Genomic DNA, 19,482 nt, shown 5'->3' with positions numbered 1-19,482 from the left:
TCTAATGAATACGACCAATACGGTTGAAGCGAACGCCATTAGGTAACCAATGCGGCCACATTGAACCTGCATCATGATTGAAGGTAAAGCTGATCCAAATAAAGGTCGCTTTACCAACTAAGTTCTGCTCTGGCATAAAGCCCCAGTAACGGCTGTCTAAACTATTATCTCGGTTATCACCCATTGCAAAGTAATGACCTTTTGGTACAACCCATACGCCCATTGGTGAACCTGGCTGTTGGTAATAACGGTAAAGTTGTTCTGGTAATGCAGGATCTCGCAAAATATGATGATTAACTTTGCCTAGTTGCTCGTTGTATTCATCTAACCGCACCCCTTGCTCAGTAAAGTTAGTTAAGCCAACATATTGTTTAGGCACTTCTTGCGCGACAGGGCAGACTTTTCGACCATTACAAGCAGGTTTAATATAAAGGGTTTTATTTTGGTAAATAACGGTATCACCCGGTAAACCAACAATACGTTTAATTAAATCGATCTTTGGGTTAGACGGATCAATAAATACGGTAATGTCACCACGTTGTGGCTTACCCGTTGGAATTAATGTTTTATGGAAGATAGGATCGCGTAGTCCGTAAGCGAACTTTTCTACGCCAATAAAATCACCAGGAAGTAAGGTTGGTTGCATGGAACCACTTGGAATTTGAAAAGGTTCGATAATAAATGATCGAATAATCAAAATAGCAAACAATACAGGAAACAGTGAGCGAGCTTGAGCCACCCAACCTGATGCACTCTCCTGTGTTAGCTCTGCTCGTTTAGGTTGCCATACAAACTTATCTAACGCGAACATAATACCTGTTATTAAGGTCGCAAGAGTAAGAATAAGTGAGAACAATTCTGCTGCGTTGAATACTGAAAGCATGTTCAATCCCAAAAACTGTTTAAATAGAATAATCTATGAATAAAATACGTCTTATTAAACATGATTAATGTACTAAATAAAACGGTCCGATTTCGTAAACTATGATCTCACTGTGTTAGTAATCACTTTAATAACAATTTGGACAATTTAACAATTTGGACAGCCAAATATTTTAGTTTCTAAATCGAGCCTCTAAAAAATAAACTATTCCACCAGTAACAGACTCTTTTACTGTAAAAATTACCGCTTATTTTTATATTCTTGGTTAAATCGATTCTATTCCCATATTTCAGGATCAACAACGCCTACAATCCTGATGGTTATTGCAGTATTTTTATCTCATTCAAAGAAGCTATATTTAATTAGGATGTAACTGATAACTCGCTGACTTCCCTTTACACCAATGCCCACCTACATGTTGTTTGAAAGCACACATTTGGGACCATTTACCACTCACATTGGCATAATGCTCCATAAACTGTTCACTGTGTTCAAGCCAAGCATCTGCTGTTATTCCCATTTGCTGTAAAATCTTGGGTTGATTAGGTGCAATAAAGCCTTTTTTATCATTTCGAATACAGCGACCAGTCCAGTCAATTAGTTCAAGGTAATCGGCAAAAGCAAAGTTTATCCCTGCGGTTTTAGCTTGATGTTCTGCGCCAACAAAGGGTAATAATTGGAAATGACTTTTGTTTGATGAGGATGGTTTAAAGGGAGTTTTCGTTTGATTATATTCACGAATACGCTGCTGAATTGAGGTAAAATCTGATTGTTCTAGCAATGGTGTAACTCCCGCCCTGATCGGATTTAAATCAACGTACATCATGCATGATAATAACGCTTGTTCGTCGAGTAATGCTTGAGACTTAAACCGCCCTTCCCAAAATGCACCTTTACATTGATCTTCTTTATTGGCTTTTCGCGCAATTTCTTCATTAAGACAGCGCATAAACCAGCTAATACTACCCAATCGTTGCTGCCATTCAGCCACTAAATTTGATAATGCTTGTTGTTTATCTATCGCTATTTGTCCATCTTTTAAAAAATCGACAGCGATTGGATGACCATTAAATAGCTGTAACCAGCGTGATATTACCGCTTCTTGAAGTGGCATAGTTAATTTGGCCACCTAGTTAGAGGTGATATCATCACCTCATAATTTAATAGGTGACACTATGACTAAAAGAATACGCCCTAATTTTACACCTGAATTTCGATTAGAATCAGCACAACTCGTTTTAGACCAAGGCTACTCTGTAAAAGAAGCTGCGGAAGCAATGAATGTTGGTAAATCAACAATGGATAAGTGGGTTCGACAGCTGAAAGATGAACGTGGTGGAATGACACCGAAAGCAACACCAATGACGCCTGATCAGCTTAAAATTCGTGAATTAGAGAAGAAGATTAAACGGATTGAAATGGAGAAAGAAATACTAAAAAAAGCAACCGCTCTTTTGGCCTCGGACTCATTCAAAACTTCATATTAGTTGATGAATTAAAAGCTTATTATCCTGTATCTATCCTTTGTCATGTCTTTGATATTCATCGCAGTAGCTATAAATATTGGACTAAACGGCCTAAAACGCAGTCAAAAGAGCAAGTGCTATTATCTAGTGAAGTGAAGGCTGCACATCGTGCCAGTAGTGGCTCTGCTGGAGCCAGAACAATTGCAGGTATCGTTACGACTAAAGGCGTGCCGTTAAGTCGATATAAGGCAACTAACATCATGAAACAACTAGGATTAGTCAGTTGTCAGGTTAAAAAACATCGTTATAAAAAAGTAGAAAATGAACATTTAAATATTCCCAATACATTAGATCGCCAGTTTGCAGTTACTGAGCCTAATCAGGTTTGGTGTGGCGACGTGACATATATTTGGTCAGGACAACGTTGGTTGTACCTTGCTGTTGTGATTGATTTATTTGCCCGTAAAGTGATTGGTTGGGCAACGTCAGGCTCACCCAATACAGATCTAACAGGTAAAGCCCTTTCGATGGCTTATGAAGTTCGAGGGGCGCCTAAAAGTGTTATGTTTCATTCAGATCAAGGCTGTCATTACACAAGTAAACAATATCGCCGATTACTTTGGCGGTATCAAATTACACAAAGTATGAGTCGACGTGGAAATTGTTGGGATAACGCCCCAATGGAACGATTTTTTAGAAGTTTTAAAACAGAGTGGATGCCAACTGCGGGTTATCGCTCATCGAATGAAGCTAAAGTGGCGATCACTGAATATATTATCCGATATTACAACCAAGTCAGGCCCCATCAATATAACGGTGGCTTGACGCCTAATGAATCAGAACGCCGATTTAATAATGAATACAAATCAGTGGCCAATTTTACTTGACCACTTCATCTGGAGTTAACTTTTGTTGTTGCTCAGTATCTATTTTTAGCACTAAATGATAATGGTTATTCATCACAGCATAAGCACACACATCAATACAAAACACAGCGGCTAATTGTTTGATTTTATTTACTATCCAACCACGACGATGCTGATAGTTTTTACCATTATACGGGTCATCACCACACAAATAGGCACGCCGTACACAGCGATTAATAACATGATAAAAAGGTGTGATTTGAGGCTCGATCAATTTACGTCTTGAGATTGTCATTCGTATAACCATAAGCAACTTGAAGCTTAACTATAGTAGCTCATGGTTGATGTGCAAGGTTATGGCTGTCCATTGTTTCTCCAAGATCCTCTTTTCGATACCATCACATTGCACAAAACGCCCATATCATTGAAATATATTTACAAGCCTATGTTCTGTATTGAAAACGCTCCATAAAAGTTTTAGCTTATAGAAAAGCCTTTATTTTCAACACTCCCCTGATGCGTATGCATTCAATAACGCTCACTATTCTGAGCCACATCATCGGTCGAAAAAGGTTAAACCATCAACTAGGCCAAGAACATGAATATAGATAATCCTAACAATGCCCCTTTCGGTACTTTACTCGGCTATGCAGCGGGGGGTATCGCTATTTATTCTTCTGATTACAGTACGATAGATGAAGATGAATATGCTGATGACTCTGCAATGAGGAGTTATGTTCATGGTGAATACATGGGATATAAATGGCAGTGTGTTGAGTTTGCGCGTCGTTTTTTATATATCAACTATGGATTGGTGTTTACCGATGTAGGAATGGCGTATGAAATTTTCTCGTTACGGTTCTTACGCCAAGTGGTTAACGATAAAATTTTACCCTTATATGCTTTTGAAAATGGTTCACGTCAAAAACCAGTTGTTGGATCATTATTGATTTGGCAAAAAGGAGGGGAATTCCAAGACACAGGCCACGTTGCGATTATTACTCATATTGAAGATGATAAAATAATGATTGCTGAACAGAATGTGACTTTTGCTCCCTTACCACTAGGTCAACAATGGACTCGTGAACTTACGTTACATGTTGAAGATGGTGGTTACACCATTGAAGATACCTTTGATGATACCGAAATTTTAGGTTGGATGGCTTACAATGCAGATGCAACTTATAGCCTACCCCAACCCTCACCTACCCCTGAGTTACTTAACATTCAAGCAGCTTGGCGATTAAATAGCGGTCAGTTTGCAAACGACTGGTTAGATAGTAATGACGAGCTAGAACAAACGTACTCGCGCGTTAATGCTAACAAGTTACTCAATGATGATATCTACCGCTATTTCACTATTTCAGAAAGTGCGGAACAAGAGTTGGCTAAAGCAACCAATGAATTGCATCTGATGTACTTACATGCAACAGATAAAGTGCTGCAAGATGATAATTTATTAGCACTGTTTGATATTCCAGAAATCCTATGGCCACGGCTACGTTTATCATGGCAAAAACACCGCCATAGCATGCTAACAGGTCGTTTAGATTTCTGTATGGATGAAAATGGCTTGAAAGTTTATGAATACAATGCTGACTCAGCCTCTTGCCATACTGAAGCTTGTTTGATAATTCAAAAGTGGGCCGAACAAGGTGGCGACCTTACTGAAAATAGCCCAGCAGAAGATTTACTGAATGAACTTGCCAGTGTATGGAAATACAGTCAGAAATATTCTTTCGTTCATATCATGCAAGACGATGATGACGAAGAAGATTATCACGCTTTATTCATGCAAAAAGCCCTTACTTTAGCAGGCATTGATAGCAAAATACTGAAAGGATTAGACGGTATTCACTGGAATCCAGCCGGGCAATTAATTGATGATAATGAACGTTTAATTGAATGTGTCTGGAAAACATGGGCGTGGGAAACAGCCATAGATCAAGTGCGTGAAGTTAGCTCTACCGAATATGCAGCAGTGCCGATTCATACTGGCTATCCAGATACAAAAGTACGTTTAATTGACGTGTTATTGCGCCCTGAAATCAAAGTATTTGAGCCACTATGGACGGTGATCCCAAGCAATAAAGCAATTCTGCCCGTATTGTGGTCATTATTCCCTCATCATCATTACTTATTGGATACCGATTTTCACATTACAGATGAACTCAGCCAAACAGGTTATGCAATTAAACCGATTGCTGGGCGTTGCGGCAGTAATATCGATTTAGTCAGCCATAATGAATCAGTATTGGATAAAACCGATGGTCAATTTAACGACCAGAAGAACATTTATCAGCAATTATGGTGTTTACCAAAAGTCGCTAATAAATATATTCAAGTCTGTACTTTTACTGTCGATGGTAATTACGGTGGTGTTTGTTTGCGTTCTGATAATTCATTGGTCATCAAAAAAGACAGTGATATTGAACCATTAATTGTTCTCGAAGACAGTGCATTTCTAAAAAATCTATAACGCTTTAATTGTTAAAATCAAAAAAGCCGTGTTAATGAACTTTACATTAAAAAGATCATAACACGGCTTTATTCTTACTGTTTTTTAGCCCATAAAAGCTTAGAAATCGTAGTTAAGGTTGATACCAAAGTTACGTCCAGGCTGACTACGACGATCAATACCATCAGTCGTTTTGCTTGCACCTGCCAGATCTTGATATTCCCAATACTCTTTATCTAACGCATTAAACAATCCCGCACGAATAGTCATATCTTTTACTGGATGATAATACGTCGTTAAATCAACTACGGTGTAGCCAGCAACATTTAGATTATTTTTATCTTGCCAATTATCTTTTGCTGCAACCATCTTAATATCTACCGCAGTACCCCACGTTTCATTTGGTGCATCATAACCCACACCAACAACGGATGTTAACGGCGTGATTGTATCAAGTGTTTTACCCGTTTCTTTATCTTCACCATCTTGGTAGGCAATAGTAGCTTTAGCATAGGTACCCATAGGGGCATTAATAATTTCATCTAACCACACGTTTGCCGATAGTTCTGCACCGTAAATACGGGCTTTATCTATATTTTCATTGGTCGTAATATCGATATTATTAGAGTTTGTTGTCACTTTCTGAATAAAATTAGAATAATCATTATAGTAAACAGATGCCGTTACATTACCGATACGATTTTCTGCACGTAATCCTAACTCATAAGAATTACTTTCTTCAGGTTTAAGATTAGGGTTTGATTTAATAATGTACCCATGTGCAATATTATTTTTATCGTAATACATTTCATACAGTGTTGGCGCTCTAAATCCTTGACTGTATTGAGCATAAGTACTGAAATTATCGTTCCAATGATATACCGCACCTAAACGGGCAGTAAACGCTTCACTTTTATGATCTTCCAAACCAGAATTTGAATCGGGCTTAGCTTCAAATTCATCATAACGTGCGCCAGCTGTTACCACGGCTTTATCATTAAGCATGAAGATCTGATCTTGAATAAACACACCACGTTTTTCAGATTTCGCCTTCGGCACTTCCGTCGGCCCAGGCTTAGAAGTGCCATTGTCTACATTATAATCAATGTAATTTAAATCAAACTCATCATTGACGATCGTCGCACCGTAAGTCAGTTTGTGGCGTGATTGCGTTAACTCAATGGCTTTAGCAAACTGAATATCAAATTGCTTACTGGTATCTTCCCCTTCACGATAACGGTTACGATTACCAAACATATCGGTATGATCATAATTATCATGTTGGCTATGTTGTTGTTGCCAATTGACTTGCCATTTTAATGAATCAAACACGGCATTATTTGCTAGCCATTCATGCTCAAAACCAAATCGTTTACGATTATCCTCATCGACACCGCGAGTTTTAGTATAAGTAAACCCAGGCATAACGCTATAACCATCACGAGACAAAATATCGCCATTAGCACTACGCGTATAATACTCACCCGTAAATCCAATGCGGTTAGCGTTGTTAATCTGATAAAACGCTTTCGCTAACACATTATGCGACTCTATATTCAATGGATCAGCTGACTTACGGTTTATCCCTTTGCTGTTGTCATGAGTATCATAAGCATCGGTCTCATGGCCATTACGGTAGGTATAGATGAACATTGTCTCTAAGTCACCAATTTGCTTAGCCGCTTCAACACCTAACTTATATTGATCATCAGCACTTGCGTAACCACTCTTTAAACCTACATGCGATGATTCACCGTTTAATAAGTCTTCAGGATTTTTAGTACGCATAATCACTGTGCCACCCAAAGCATCACTGCCATATAAGGTTGATGTTGGCCCCTTATTGATTTCAATTGCTTTTAATGTATCAATTTCATAATTATTGCTATTTTTACGCATTGCATTTGCGCCGGGGTTATAAGATGTTGGTTGTTCAACACCATCAACTAATACTTTAACGCGACTACCTTTCATTCCTCGAATGGTAATATCTTCCATACCAAATCGACCCTGACCATTGACTGAAACCCCTGGCTCATATTTCAATGCTTGCTTTACATCAGTAGCTAAATTTTTATTCATTTGTTCAGAAGTAATTTTAGCAACAGAGGCGGGTATATTTTTTATCGATTCTTCTGTTCGAGTGCCTGAAACAACAATTTCATCAAATTGAGAAACGCTATCTTGCGCATAAAGTGATGGTGAAGAAAATGCCATAACGAGTGAGCTAGCGATAAGTGTCAGTTGTTTGTTCATAATTCCCTGCTTTAACAATAATCCAACAATGTAATTCGACGATGATTATACATATCTAAATGATAATTACTATCATTATCATTGGTATTATCGATCAAAATAAGCAGATTCTTAAATTAATTAACTATTTGAATGAATGAAAATAAACCAGCTGATTACATATCCATCTATCGCAGACGAAAACAATAAAAACTGATAAAATCGTAGCCAATGTTCTTGCATATAACAATATTGGTTGTTAGTATGCGCGCTCGTTTTACGATACTAAGTAAGGTCGCATTACTTAGTAAATTATTAAATCAAAGAGTATTGATTATGAAATTTAATGCAATTGTACGTACAGACCTTGGTAAAGGTGCGAGCCGCCGCCTACGTCTTACTGAGCACTTCCCTGCAATCGTTTACGGTGGCGAAGCTGCACCAGTAGCTATCACTCTTAAGCACAGTGATATCATCAACCAAATGGATAAGCCTGAGTTCTACGAAGGTTTTGTTCTTGTAATCGATGGCCAGGAAGTTAAGGTTAAGCCTCAAGACATCCAACGTCACGTGTACAAGCCAAAGGTTGAGCACATGGACTTTAAACGCATCTAATTGCGTGTTCATAAAACTCTTCAAAAAAGCACTCTTCGGAGTGCTTTTTTTATGGCTTCGATTTTTGAATATCATCAAATATAAATTGTTGTTGCGGTGATGAAATACTACTCTCTTGAGTATCAGTATTTCGCTGACGACGCATAATACGTAAATAGCGCTGTCGGCATAATTTTATAACGTTAATCTTTTGATCTGCAGTCATCTGTTGCCAATAAAATCGCTCATCCCGACTTCGATAACATCCTTTACAATAACCTCGATTATTGACTTGGCAACAGCCAACGCAAGGACTTGGCACATCAAAAAAATCAAGTTGCTCCATGTTGCTTCACTCTTGAATGACTCTATTCTCCTTTCTTGATCATAAACCATTCTCATCAATTCGCATTTAAATCGTAACCGTATATACCACCAAATAATGTTATTAAAGCAGTAATATTGTGTTTATTGTTAATATTAATTGTTATTTTTGTGTGTTGATTTTTAGTCACTAATTCTGCTAAGGTTATTAGCATTGTCACGGCAGATAATTATTTATCACTTAAATGTTTCTATTTATTGATTAGAAAATAAAGACATTAACTGGAGGGAACCATGGATTTTTTCGTACCATTGGCTAAAAATGTTGATCAAGCACAATCTGTTTATTCATCAATTGCAGAACATGTATCAGCGCCAAAACCAACGAATGATAAACGTATTCAAAAATTAGTCTGGACTCATGAAGGCGTTGAATGTATTGGTGAAATTGGAAAATTACCACCTGAAGTTTTTCGTGCTAATGACGAAATTTTAGCGATTTTTGAATGTGATAATGTTTATAAGATTTGTACTCAAAATCGTGGTGTTATTAATTTTGACCCTATTTTAGCAAGTACTGATACTGTAAAACACGTGACTTATTTTGATTAATTGTCTTTAGTTCAAAAGAGAAGCGCGCTCAATACAGCGCGCTCTAAATTATGTCTTAACTACATCTGTTTGACTATTGTAGCTGGAAAAATATGCATTTTATTTAATTGCATCCCTATATACTTAGTTCCAGCACGAGTTGTATGACGTCGATCAGAATAGAAAATATTATTATCACCATCAATAACATCACACTTATCGTTATGACACATAATCTTAGTCATATTAATAAAATGATAATTATACTTTGCTAAAACTGATTTTGATTCAAACAATTTATTCTGGAATACCCTGTTCTCTTTATTATTACTTGCGATATTTTTCGCAGCATAAGAACCAATATCTATTTTTTTACGATAAGCATCGTAAACAAGTGTTGATACCTGAGTATTAAAAGATTTTCCTCCAACTACATATATTTCTGCATTAGGATTTTTCTTTCTAATATTTTCAATTGATTTAAATATCCAATCCATATTTACATTTTGCCAATACATAGCAAGAATTATCACATTTGCATCTTTTAACGCATTACCATCATCAACATGCTTTATGAATTTTTTACATTTATTCTGCCACATTGTACTGTTTTTGATTGTTGGCGACTGTAAATATGCACTTTCTTGTTCATTTGGTGTTAAATAGAAGAACCCGCAATCTGCTTCTACCACACGAGTAACTATTTCAACATTTTTAGTTAATTTCGCATCATAAAAAGCATTTAAAAAATCACCCGCTTGCGAATCACCAATCACTAACACTTTATTTTTAGTATGCGTAATAAAGTCTATTTGCTTATTCAGTTTTCGAATCCTACTCCACGTATAAGCACCATTATGATCAGTTTTCGTATTAGTCACAACAGCTTTAAATATTGATTTAGGGATATTATAAAAAATATTTATATGTGATAAAACAATATATGATAGAAGCAACACAAATAAATAAGGAATAAAAATAGCTTTTAATTCAAACCGTTTCTTTTCAATCAAGGTATAACTTAAAAAGCCCAATAATACAGAGCTTGGAATACCAATTACAGCCCAATATTGAATATCTAAATAACGACCAAGAACAACAATAGGCCAATGCCATAAGTAAATAGAATAAGACCATAAGCCAATTTTTTGTATATATTTATTACTCGTAATTATACTATCTTGATTTGCAGCTAATATAACTAATGCAGCTCCAAAAACAGGTATTAATGCCAAATATCCTGGCCACATATCTGTTTTTGAAATAAAGAAATAACTGGCAATGATAAAAAATAGCCCACTATATTCAACATATTTCTTTTTAGATACTTGCATATTAATAGGGTATAGAAAAACTAGTCCCCCCATCATCATTTCCCAAGCTCTTGTCGGAAATAGATAATATGCAGGTGATGGCCAATAATATGATGCATAAATACTAAATATAAAACCAAGCATGGTCATAATAACTAATATTTTTTTAACCACATTTAGAGAGAAGATTTTACTCAGCAGAACTAATAAAATAGGATATAGTAAATAAAATTGCCATTCTACTGATAACGACCAAGTATGTAATAACCACTTAGTTTGAGATGATGTATCAAAATAACCAGATTCTTTCCAATATGTTATATTTGACATGAAATTAAGGCTACCCATAACATGTCGACCAAGTTGTTCAAACTTTAATGGTATTAATATAAAATAACACAGTAATAAGACCGTTACACTCATAACGAGTAATGCAGGTACAATCCTAATAGCTCTAGCTTTATAAAAAGAAAGAATTGAGAAGTTATTATTATTTATTCCTCTAATGATAATACTTGTCATTAGAAAGCCAGATATCGCAAAAAAAACATCTACTCCAGCAAAGCCACCAGAGAGTAATGGAGTATTAAAATGAAAAAGAACAACCGCTATAACAGCAATTGCTCTTAAACCATTTATATCATGTCTAAATTTCATAGTTATCACCAATTAAAAATCAAGGTGATTATATATGAACGCAATACCATATAGTTTAAAAAAAAATAAATTATTATAAATAAACAATCAAAAATAGATTGAATGAATATGTAGTAATTAATACATAACTATTGTTGTTTATTAAAATAAACCTAACTGTGGTGCCGTTATGTTGTCAAACGATTTTCCTATGAAAATAAGAATGCCGTCAGCTACAGGTTTTAATTGCTTTTCTAAATAATGATTATAATCAATCACGTTTTGGCGATATTCAACAGGCTCAGCACCTGATGTTGTAAACACATATTCTATCGCACCTTTATGTTGATATTGCAACGGACGCCCTAGCTTAGTATTCATTTCATCTGCCAACCTTGCCGCGCGCACTTGAGGCGGAATGTTTTTCTGATAATCATCTAAATTACGACGTAAACGCTTACGATAAATTAACTGATCGTCAAACTCCCCAGCCAACGTTCGATTGGTATAATCACGCACATAATCATCAACATCGAGATCATGAAAGACCATTGAATATAATGTTTGCTGAAAATGTTGAGCTAATGGTGTCCAGTCTGTGCGTACAGTTTCCAAACCTTTAAATACCATTTGTTCATTATCACCTCGCCACACAAGTCCTGCATAACGCTTTTTACTGCCCATTTCTTGGCCGCGAATTGTTGGCATTAAAAATTTATGATAGTGCGTTTCATATTCAATTTCTAATGCTGATACTAAGCCGTATTGCTGCTGTAAATGTTGTTGCCACCATTGGTTGATATGTTCAACCAGAGCATTACCAATATGATTTGCATCTTGCTGAGAATGGGCTTTTTTTAGCGAAACAAATGTCGAATCTGTATCGCCATAAATCACTTCGTAACCTTTTTCTTCAATCAGCTCACGAGTGAGCTTCATAATTTCATGACCACGCATGGTTATTGATGACGCTAAGCGGTGATCAAAAAAACGACAACCCGATGAACCTAACACACCATAAAACGAGTTCATGATGATCTTAATTGCTTGTGAGAAAGCTTTATCACCCTCTTTTTTAGCACGATCACGAGCAGCCCATAACGATTCAATCATCTCAGGCAAAAAATGACGTGTTCGATGAAATTGACCACCACGAAAACCAGCAATAGCTTGGTGTTCAGCTTTTCCCTCTTCTAACAATAAACCTTCCACCAGCCCCATTGGATCAATCCTAAATGATCGAATAATAGAGGGATACAGTGACTTAAAATCTAACACTAATACGGAATCATATAGTCCAGGCTTAGAGTCCATAACATAACCGCCAGGACTAGCGATCCAATTATCACTTTCAAGATTAGGAGCAATATAGCCTGCACGATGTAACTGCGGCATATAAAGATTGGTAAACGCAGCCACTGAACCGCCGATACGATCAAGTTCAACTCCCGTAAGACGACTTCGCTCAATTGCAAACTCTAACAAATGTGTCTGTTTAAAGATGCGTGTCACTAACTTACAGTCTTGTAGGTTATATGTTGCCAGTGATAATTTGTCGTGCTTAAACATATGGTTAATTTCCGCCATACGATCATGCACATTATGAATGGCTTTACCTTCCCCTAATAACTCTTGCGCCACCGCTTCTAATGACCACGAGCGAAAATTATAAGATGCAGTTTTTAAGGTATCAATGCCATCCATGACCACTCGGCCAGGAATACTAATAAAGCCTTGATTGGCATTTTGAGTCGAACGTCGATAATGCGGGGTTTGTTTACCTCGGCCGATACGAAGGCTAATTTTATTCCATTCCGCGCGATGCAGTAGTAATCGAAAATCAAAATCAATCACGTTCCAGCCAATAATAATGTCTGGATCGTACTCAATAAACCATGCTTCTAGCGCCAACAATAATGCTTTTTCGTCAGCCACCCATTCAATATTAAGTTCAGAATTAGGTTGATAATCAACGGGCTTATCTCCCACCATAATGACGCGACTGTCCATCTGGCTATGAAAACCAATCGAATATAAAACACCTTTTTCTGAACACTCAATATCCAGTGATACCAAACTCAGATCAGGGATATAATCTGCCGCTTTAGCCTTTGTAAATAATACATCATGGTATCCATTACGCTGCCTTACCTCACCAGTAAAAACCAACCCACCGCGAATAAAACGTTCCATCAAAAAACGATCAGCTAATCGAATATCCGCTTCAAACGCCTGAATACCCTCAGCTTGTAAGCTTTTACTAATGGCGTAATTATCACGAATAGTATCGCTATAGCAACCAACGATATCCTGATGCTGAAATGTTTTTAAGGTTAATGGCTTCCATTGCACTTGAATATTAATCGCTCGAATAATATCCATGGCTTGCTGTTGCTGATGAGCACAAATAAAAAGCACAGGTTTGTCGCCAATAATAGATAATCGACAAGGACCCGTGGCGGTTTTCACCCACAGAACAATTTCCGTTTGTCCTTTTATGTCTCGACTTTGACGAGTTAATACAAACCCAGTTGAATGTGACTGCAAAGAAACCTCAATCTAACCTTGATACGACAAAATAAGTGTTAACCAATTTTTCGTTCGATATTATTAAACTCATTCACAATCCATGCCCCAAATTGCGATAGCATAAAAATAGACGCTTTCTTTGGCACTTGTGGGCCATTAATTAACACAAATAGCCGTTCAATCTCTGTTACTTTATTTGGATAACGTGCCAGAAAAAAATTCGCACATTGTTGATCAGTATATGCCCAACCATCAACATCAATGGCTACCAGCATAAAACAACTTCTTAGCATTTTTTTACCCGCGCACCGACAATAATATTGGTATTCAGTGATACTTTTAGTGCGTCTAATCTGTTTTTCTATAGCAACTAAAGCCGCGGCAATATCGTGATTAAACGCTTTTGCTATTTCCCAACAAGGTTCAAAATTACCAAATTGTTCACTGAGATTAGTACCATATAAACACACGCTGCAATGTTTTAGCCAAAAACCCCATTTAAAGATAGATGCAATAGATAACACATCATCAAGCAGTACCCATGTAATATCAACTGCTGAGATCACAGGATAATTACGACTTAATGTCTGCGACACACAGGCGATACGATGTTGCTCTTCCACTGTTAACGGTGATGTGATCACTACGGTCAGATTCAAATCGGAAACACCACTTGTTGCCTGCCGATATGCAATACTGCCATTCAGATAAATACTGTGTAAGGCTGTTACTTGCGCTTGTAAATCTGTAACAACCGCCATAAGCAATGGCATAAAATCTAATTGAAAAGAGGTTTGACTATCCAACCGAGGTAAAAACTTAGCCACAAAACATACTCATTACATCAACTAACACATATTAATGACGTTTTATTATCAATCTTGGTCATTAACTTACTAAATAAACACCACTCTTTCCCCCTACTATATCGACCTCAAGCATGACAATCATCAGTTTCGCTAACGATTATCGCTAAATATCGCATATTCCAAGGGTTTCGGTATAATAACACTACTAAACACAGATAGAGATCAATCAGTATCATGGAAACAGAAAACCTTATTTCATACGATGATGTTATTGACGTTGCATACGATATTTTTCTAGAAATGGCAGCGGATAACTTAGAGCCAGCTGATGTATTGCTTTTTACCATGCAATTTGATGATCGCGGCGCTGCTGAGGTTGTTGAAACCCGTGATGATTGGGAAGAACATTTAGCGTGTGAAATCGATAAAGACCTTTACGCAGAAGTATGTGTCGGCCTAGTTAACGAAGAAAATGACGAACTTGACGATGTTTTTGCTCGTTTATTGATCAGCCGCGATCCTGAAAACAAAGGCTGTCATATTTTATGGAAGCGTGACTAAGTCAATACGCTATCTATAAAAAAGGCGCGAGATACACTTTCAACTAGATATTAACTAGTAAAAAGTCATATTCCGCGCCTTTCATTTATCTAACCGTTGCTATTAGCTAATCAACTTTATAACCAGTAAATATGATTAACGAGCAAGAATTGTAGTGTCTTGTTTGCTGTAACGGATCCACCATAAACTCATGATAACGATAATCGCCATCACCGTCATAACAGCACCTAAGCTAAATTGGCTTTGTGCATTTAAAAATGATGCAGTTAGTGTGGCGGCACCCGCCCCTACATTTTGTAAGCCACCCAGCACGGCGCCCGCGGTTCCCGCATGATTAGGAAAAGGTTGTACTGCCGCTGTCGTCGCAACAGGACATAGCATACCTGTACCAACAAAATACAAGAACGCACCACCAATCAAACTCTTGATTGTAATTAAGCCCGCAAAGCCAGGAATAATAATCGTCACCGCACCCAGCACAAGTGCAATCATGCCGATAACCAACACTCGATCAATACCAAGGCGTCGTACTAATCGACCCGACAACCATGCCCCACCTAAATATCCAGGTAAAGGTAAAATAAACAACCAGCTCACGGTGATCGGATCTAGCTTTAATACACTACCCAATAACACACCCGCCGATGCTTCAAATACTGCAATACCCGCAAAGGTAGCAATAAGACAAATCACATAGCCTTGAAAGCGGCGATTACTTAATACATAACGGTAGCTTACAAGTACACGCTCAGCATGACGCTTTTCTGGTGGCAATGTTTCGGTAAAGTATTTCATCATCGCAACAGTAACAACAGCACCAAAGACTAATAGAAATGCGTATACCGATTCCCAACCAAAATGCTTAGAAAGATAACCGCCTAACACAGGAGCAATCAGTGGTGATAAAATAACCCCCATACTAATTAAACTATTTGCTTGGTGTAAATCATCACCATCATAACTATCACGAGGCACAGTACGACACATTGCACCACTACAACCGGTACCACAACCTTGGATAAACGTAGCAACAAGGAACCAATGGAAATTCGATGACAATAATGCGCCAAGGCTACCAATAAGGAAGATCACCATGCCAGAAATAATGACCGGACGGCGTCCAATACGATCAGATAATGGACCATAAATAAACTGTGATAACCCGTAAGGGATAAGGTATACAGCCATTACCGCTTGTAAATAAGCGGATTTGATCGAGAAAAATGTTGCCATGTCAGGAATAGCTGGCACATACATTGTTTGTGTCATTTGTCCCACAGCAACTAAAATAATAAGTAAGAATAATAACTTACCCATGTTGCTAGCCGAAGATTGCTTAATCACAACCATCACCCTCAAAAAGATTAATATTGTTAGTTAATTATTGATAATCAACATATTAAATAAGAAGAAAAATATAGAATAGAGTATCTTTGCTATTGAAGACGAAGCTAGTTCGTTTAAATAGTATCTATGCCTATAAAATCAGCGCAAATAGTAGTCTTCTGATCAGTAACTAACAAGTGAATCTTGTTGATAACGCACGATAGTTTATTATGAAATGCATTAGAAAAACTAATCCATAGCAAATATTGGTTTTTAGATGCAATTTTTAGTTAAAAAAAGCCTCATAATACTTTCAACAACAAGAAAATATCATGAGGCTATTTTATTTTATAAATATTAGTCAAATTTTAAGCGATGCTTACCATGTGAAGCTTTCACTTTTAAATAATTTTCATTGCCGTCTTTAACATGCGCTTTTGTACCAACGACTTCAACGATGTTGATGCCATTTGCTTCTAGGTCACAAATCTTTTTGGGATTGTTCGTCACTAAACGTACTTCATTAATACCTAGCGCTCGCAACATCTGCGCAGCTTCAGAGAACTCACGCAAATCATCACCAAAACCAAGATGATTATTAGCCTCATAGGTATTCATACCTTGAGTCTGTAATTCATAGGCATCGATTTTATTATATAAACCAATGCCACGCCCTTCTTGGCGTAAATAAAGAATGATACCGCCAACTTTACCCATTTTTTCGATGGTTTCATCAAGTTGTTCACCACAATCACAACGTGAAGAATGGAACACATCACCCGTTAAACATTCTGAATGCATACGAACCAACGGGGCTAACGTTTTATCTGCACCTTGAAAAATAATAGCAACATGTTCTTTTCCTGACTCAAGGCCATTGAACGAAAGCAATTCAGCGGGGATATTGCTGCTAAGACCTACTTTAAAAGGCACTCTTGCCCTAACATTTACCATATTCTTCCTATGCATTTCTTCATACCCCTGTCGTAGAGGAATATTTAATTATGACTAAATAATACCGAAATTAGGGTACTAACAACAACAAAATCAATCAGGATTATTGATCCTATCAGTTCTGAATGCGTTACATTACCACTTAGCACCCTAAATATAAATGTTATATTATAACAATTTTCACTAATGAACTGTATTACCGTTAAAATGATAAAACAAATACATCTTTAATGTCCACGCAAAGCTAATAATTAAATGCTATCGGCTAAGGCCATCAATTGCTCAAAAATATGCTCGCCATCAACACGTAAGCCATTATGCTCATATTGATTCGTTTGCCATGATTTTGCATTTGCCAATAAAGCTAAGGTTTCACAGCTATAACGATATTCAACATACATATCTTCAACATACACAGCTGCTGCAACAGGTACGGTATTTTTAGCTAATTGTTGCGCACAATATAATGGAGACCAGTCCTCTTTTGCTGCTAAGAAATGTGCCGCTTCACGTAATGGTTGCAGGCATGTCATTTGATCAAACATCCACGGATAAACCATTTCTCCCGTAAAGCTTACATCATCACCTGTTTGATATTGGTATTGAGGATAGTGCTGACGTACCCGCTCTGCCGCCCATTTAGATGCACACTGTTGACAATAAATAGCTTCATGTAAAATCGCATAAAGAGGATTTGTTTGATAGCTCTGTTGATTTAGCATTGTATTAAGGAAGTCATAACTCAGCACTTGTTGCCCTTCTATATCAACAAATGCACCTTCTATAGTGTAATACATGGCTAAATCACCACCTGTCCCCCCTAATGTTATACCCCATGTTTGAAATTGCTCAACAGTGAACAATTGTCCATTTGGCAAATAGGTCTGATTATTTGAAAGATACTCAGCAATGGCATTACATTGTTGTTGTGCGCCAGCAAAACGCTTAAAAAATGCCTTGTTCTTATCAGCAACTCTTTTATACGTTGCCTGATATACCTCATCCGCTGTTGCCGTAATTGAAGGTATTCCGCCAGTAATAAACACTTTGGATAAACTTTGCGGATAAAAAGACAAATAATGTAATGCGCAGAACCCCCCAAAACTTTGTCCAAGTAACGCCCACTGTTTAATATTAAGGTGTTGACGTAATTGCTCGGCATCACGAACAATATTATCTGCACGAAAATGGCTTAAATATTCAGCTTGTTGCTGAGCTGACTTTGAAGCTAGCGTTTGATGAGTAATGGCACTACTTGCACCTGTGCCTCGTTGATCAAGCAAGAGAACACGATAATGTTTTAATGCGGCTTTTAACCAACCACTGTTAGCCTCAGGTCGTGGTGCAGCAAAACCTGGACCGCCTTGTAAATAAACCAACCACGGAAGATCTGCATCAATGTTTGATTTATGTACAACCTCTCGAGCAAAAATAGCCAAGGTACCGTCTGTTATTTGTTCATAATTCACCGGCACATTAATATTTATATTTCGAAAGCAAAGTTCATTATTCTTAATAAAGTCTTGCAATGGTTTTCTCCTTTACCATAATAAAAACAATTATCATTTAACATCGTCTAAATAATAATACATTTAACAATAATATTATTCCGTATTTTTCTTTCATTTTAAAATCAACAAATAAAAACAATAATTATCAATAAGTTAAATATTCACCATTCCCAAAAAGCTATTCAGTAACATTAATAATAATTATCAGTTAATGATTTCATATTTGAAATCTTTTTTCCAAAAATTAAATAGTCTTATTTATAAAAAAAAGCGTATATTTATTCCATTCACAAAATAGGCAATAAAATCTATTTTGTTGCTATAAATGATAACTTATTATAATAATCTTTATAGCGGGAGATGATGTTCCTCCTTTAACCGCCTTATTGGATTCTTTAAGGATAATGACGTCTGACAACATTCGGC

16 protein-coding genes and 1 riboswitch are annotated in these 19,482 nt (G+C 36.9%); of the genes, 5 read left to right on the top strand and 11 right to left on the bottom strand.

From position 1 onward, the window contains the following. Nucleotide 1: 1 nt before the first annotated feature. Nucleotides 2-883 carry a signal peptidase I gene (lepB, locus tag ACJZU6_RS08380; RefSeq protein ID WP_408900071.1) on the bottom strand — a complete coding sequence of 294 codons (882 nt, stop codon included), beginning with the start codon at nt 881-883 and terminating at the stop codon, nt 2-4. A 358-nt stretch (nt 884-1,241) separates the two neighbouring features. Next, nucleotides 1,242-1,997, bottom strand: a complete 756-nt coding sequence (locus ACJZU6_RS08375) for a Mobile element protein (RefSeq protein ID WP_408900070.1) — start codon at nt 1,995-1,997, stop codon at nt 1,242-1,244. Between the two features lie 61 nt (nt 1,998-2,058). On the opposite strand from ACJZU6_RS08375, the gene ACJZU6_RS08370 reads away from it, so the two are divergent. Next, nucleotides 2,059-3,236, top strand: a protein-coding gene (locus tag ACJZU6_RS08370; RefSeq protein ID WP_408900069.1) for an IS3 family transposase whose coding sequence is annotated in 2 segments (ribosomal slippage) — nt 2,059-2,317 and nt 2,317-3,236 — 1,179 coding nt in all. Because the reading frame shifts where the segments join, the coding sequence is not laid out codon by codon here. Here ACJZU6_RS08370 and ACJZU6_RS08365 read toward each other — a convergent pair. Beyond that, a complete protein-coding gene (locus ACJZU6_RS08365) occupies nt 3,229-3,510 on the bottom strand; it encodes a hypothetical protein (protein WP_408900068.1) in 282 nt (93 codons plus the stop codon). The two genes, ACJZU6_RS08370 and ACJZU6_RS08365, sit on opposite strands and share 8 nt — an antisense overlap. A gap of 303 nt (nt 3,511-3,813) precedes the next feature. On the opposite strand from ACJZU6_RS08365, the gene gss reads away from it, so the two are divergent. Then, nucleotides 3,814-5,694: a bifunctional glutathionylspermidine amidase/synthase gene (gss, locus tag ACJZU6_RS08360; RefSeq protein WP_408900067.1), complete on the top strand. Its 1,881-nt coding sequence runs from the start codon at nt 3,814-3,816 to the stop codon at nt 5,692-5,694. A gap of 99 nt (nt 5,695-5,793) precedes the next feature. Here the strand turns inward: gss and ACJZU6_RS08355 are convergent, their stop codons facing one another. Next, a complete protein-coding gene (locus ACJZU6_RS08355; protein WP_408900066.1) occupies nt 5,794-7,929 on the bottom strand; it encodes a TonB-dependent hemoglobin/transferrin/lactoferrin family receptor in 2,136 nt (711 codons plus the stop codon). 315 nt (nt 7,930-8,244) lie between these two features. On the opposite strand from ACJZU6_RS08355, the gene rplY reads away from it, so the two are divergent. Next, nucleotides 8,245-8,523, top strand: a complete 279-nt coding sequence (gene rplY / locus ACJZU6_RS08350; protein WP_036794333.1) for a 50S ribosomal protein L25 — start codon at nt 8,245-8,247, stop codon at nt 8,521-8,523. A gap of 49 nt (nt 8,524-8,572) precedes the next feature. Here the strand turns inward: rplY and ACJZU6_RS08345 are convergent, their stop codons facing one another. After that, nucleotides 8,573-8,848: a DUF1289 domain-containing protein gene (locus tag ACJZU6_RS08345; protein ID WP_080157622.1), complete on the bottom strand. Its 276-nt coding sequence runs from the start codon at nt 8,846-8,848 to the stop codon at nt 8,573-8,575. A 272-nt stretch (nt 8,849-9,120) separates the two neighbouring features. Here ACJZU6_RS08345 and ACJZU6_RS08340 point away from each other — a divergent pair, with 272 nt between their 5' ends. Continuing rightward, the gene (locus tag ACJZU6_RS08340; protein WP_107276333.1) at nt 9,121-9,438 is read left to right on the top strand and encodes a hypothetical protein; all 318 of its coding nucleotides are present in this window, start codon (nt 9,121-9,123) and stop codon (nt 9,436-9,438) included. 59 nt (nt 9,439-9,497) lie between these two features. Here ACJZU6_RS08340 and ACJZU6_RS08335 read toward each other — a convergent pair whose 3' ends face one another. From ACJZU6_RS08335 to ACJZU6_RS08325, 3 genes are all read right to left on the bottom strand, one after another. Beyond that, nucleotides 9,498-11,387 (bottom strand): acyltransferase family protein, encoded by a 1,890-nt coding sequence (locus tag ACJZU6_RS08335; RefSeq protein ID WP_408900065.1) that lies wholly within the window; start codon nt 11,385-11,387, stop codon nt 9,498-9,500. A 141-nt stretch (nt 11,388-11,528) separates the two neighbouring features. After that, nucleotides 11,529-13,913 (bottom strand): DNA polymerase II, encoded by a 2,385-nt coding sequence (locus ACJZU6_RS08330; protein WP_408900064.1) that lies wholly within the window; start codon nt 13,911-13,913, stop codon nt 11,529-11,531. A 38-nt stretch (nt 13,914-13,951) separates the two neighbouring features. Next, the gene (locus tag ACJZU6_RS08325) at nt 13,952-14,722 is read right to left on the bottom strand and encodes a nucleotidyltransferase domain-containing protein (RefSeq protein WP_408900063.1); all 771 of its coding nucleotides are present in this window, start codon (nt 14,720-14,722) and stop codon (nt 13,952-13,954) included. Between the two features lie 216 nt (nt 14,723-14,938). On the opposite strand from ACJZU6_RS08325, the gene ACJZU6_RS08320 reads away from it, so the two are divergent. After that, nucleotides 14,939-15,265, top strand: coding sequence for an HI1450 family dsDNA-mimic protein (locus ACJZU6_RS08320; RefSeq protein ID WP_036794328.1), 327 nt, complete (start codon nt 14,939-14,941; stop codon nt 15,263-15,265). Between the two features lie 135 nt (nt 15,266-15,400). Here ACJZU6_RS08320 and emrD read toward each other — a convergent pair whose 3' ends face one another. The 3 genes from emrD to ACJZU6_RS08305 form a co-directional block, all read right to left on the bottom strand. After that, nucleotides 15,401-16,615 carry a multidrug efflux MFS transporter EmrD gene (gene emrD / locus ACJZU6_RS08315; protein ID WP_107276330.1) on the bottom strand — a complete coding sequence of 405 codons (1,215 nt, stop codon included), beginning with the start codon at nt 16,613-16,615 and terminating at the stop codon, nt 15,401-15,403. 333 nt (nt 16,616-16,948) lie between these two features. After that, complete coding sequence (gene ribA / locus ACJZU6_RS08310; RefSeq protein WP_107276329.1) at nt 16,949-17,545, bottom strand: GTP cyclohydrolase II; 597 nt, start codon at nt 17,543-17,545, stop codon at nt 16,949-16,951. A gap of 251 nt (nt 17,546-17,796) precedes the next feature. Next, nucleotides 17,797-19,074, bottom strand: a complete 1,278-nt coding sequence (locus ACJZU6_RS08305) for an alpha/beta fold hydrolase (RefSeq protein WP_408900062.1) — start codon at nt 19,072-19,074, stop codon at nt 17,797-17,799. Between the two features lie 329 nt (nt 19,075-19,403). Further along, a riboswitch (Fluoride riboswitch) is annotated at nt 19,404-19,477 on the top strand. Nucleotides 19,478-19,482 lie beyond the last annotated feature (5 nt).

Origin of the sequence: Photobacterium piscicola (assembly GCF_046058925.1) — a bacterium.
In the GTDB taxonomy this organism is placed as follows: Bacteria; Pseudomonadota; Gammaproteobacteria; order Enterobacterales; family Vibrionaceae; genus Photobacterium; species Photobacterium piscicola.
Note: the sequence above shows the minus strand (reverse complement) of the source record. Positions and strands in the feature narration are given on the sequence as shown.

Bases quoted from the DNA above. Each gene is read 5' to 3' on its own strand.
- ACJZU6_RS08335 (WP_408900065.1), bottom strand. From the start codon at position 11,387: ATGAAATTTAGACATGATATAAATGGTTTAAGAGCAATTGCTGTTATA.
- ACJZU6_RS08355 (WP_408900066.1), bottom strand. From the start codon at position 7,929: ATGAACAAACAACTGACACTTATCGCTAGCTCACTCGTTATGGCATTT.
- ACJZU6_RS08320 (WP_036794328.1), top strand. From the start codon at position 14,939: ATGGAAACAGAAAACCTTATTTCATACGATGATGTTATTGACGTTGCA.
- ACJZU6_RS08375 (WP_408900070.1), bottom strand. From the start codon at position 1,997: ATGCCACTTCAAGAAGCGGTAATATCACGCTGGTTACAGCTATTTAAT.
- ACJZU6_RS08345 (WP_080157622.1), bottom strand. From the start codon at position 8,848: ATGGAGCAACTTGATTTTTTTGATGTGCCAAGTCCTTGCGTTGGCTGT.
- ribA (WP_107276329.1), bottom strand. From the start codon at position 17,545: ATGGTAAATGTTAGGGCAAGAGTGCCTTTTAAAGTAGGTCTTAGCAGC.
- rplY (WP_036794333.1), top strand. From the start codon at position 8,245: ATGAAATTTAATGCAATTGTACGTACAGACCTTGGTAAAGGTGCGAGC.
- lepB (WP_408900071.1), bottom strand. From the start codon at position 883: ATGCTTTCAGTATTCAACGCAGCAGAATTGTTCTCACTTATTCTTACT.
- ACJZU6_RS08340 (WP_107276333.1), top strand. From the start codon at position 9,121: ATGGATTTTTTCGTACCATTGGCTAAAAATGTTGATCAAGCACAATCT.
- ACJZU6_RS08365 (WP_408900068.1), bottom strand. From the start codon at position 3,510: ATGACAATCTCAAGACGTAAATTGATCGAGCCTCAAATCACACCTTTT.
- gss (WP_408900067.1), top strand. From the start codon at position 3,814: ATGAATATAGATAATCCTAACAATGCCCCTTTCGGTACTTTACTCGGC.
- emrD (WP_107276330.1), bottom strand. From the start codon at position 16,615: ATGGTTGTGATTAAGCAATCTTCGGCTAGCAACATGGGTAAGTTATTA.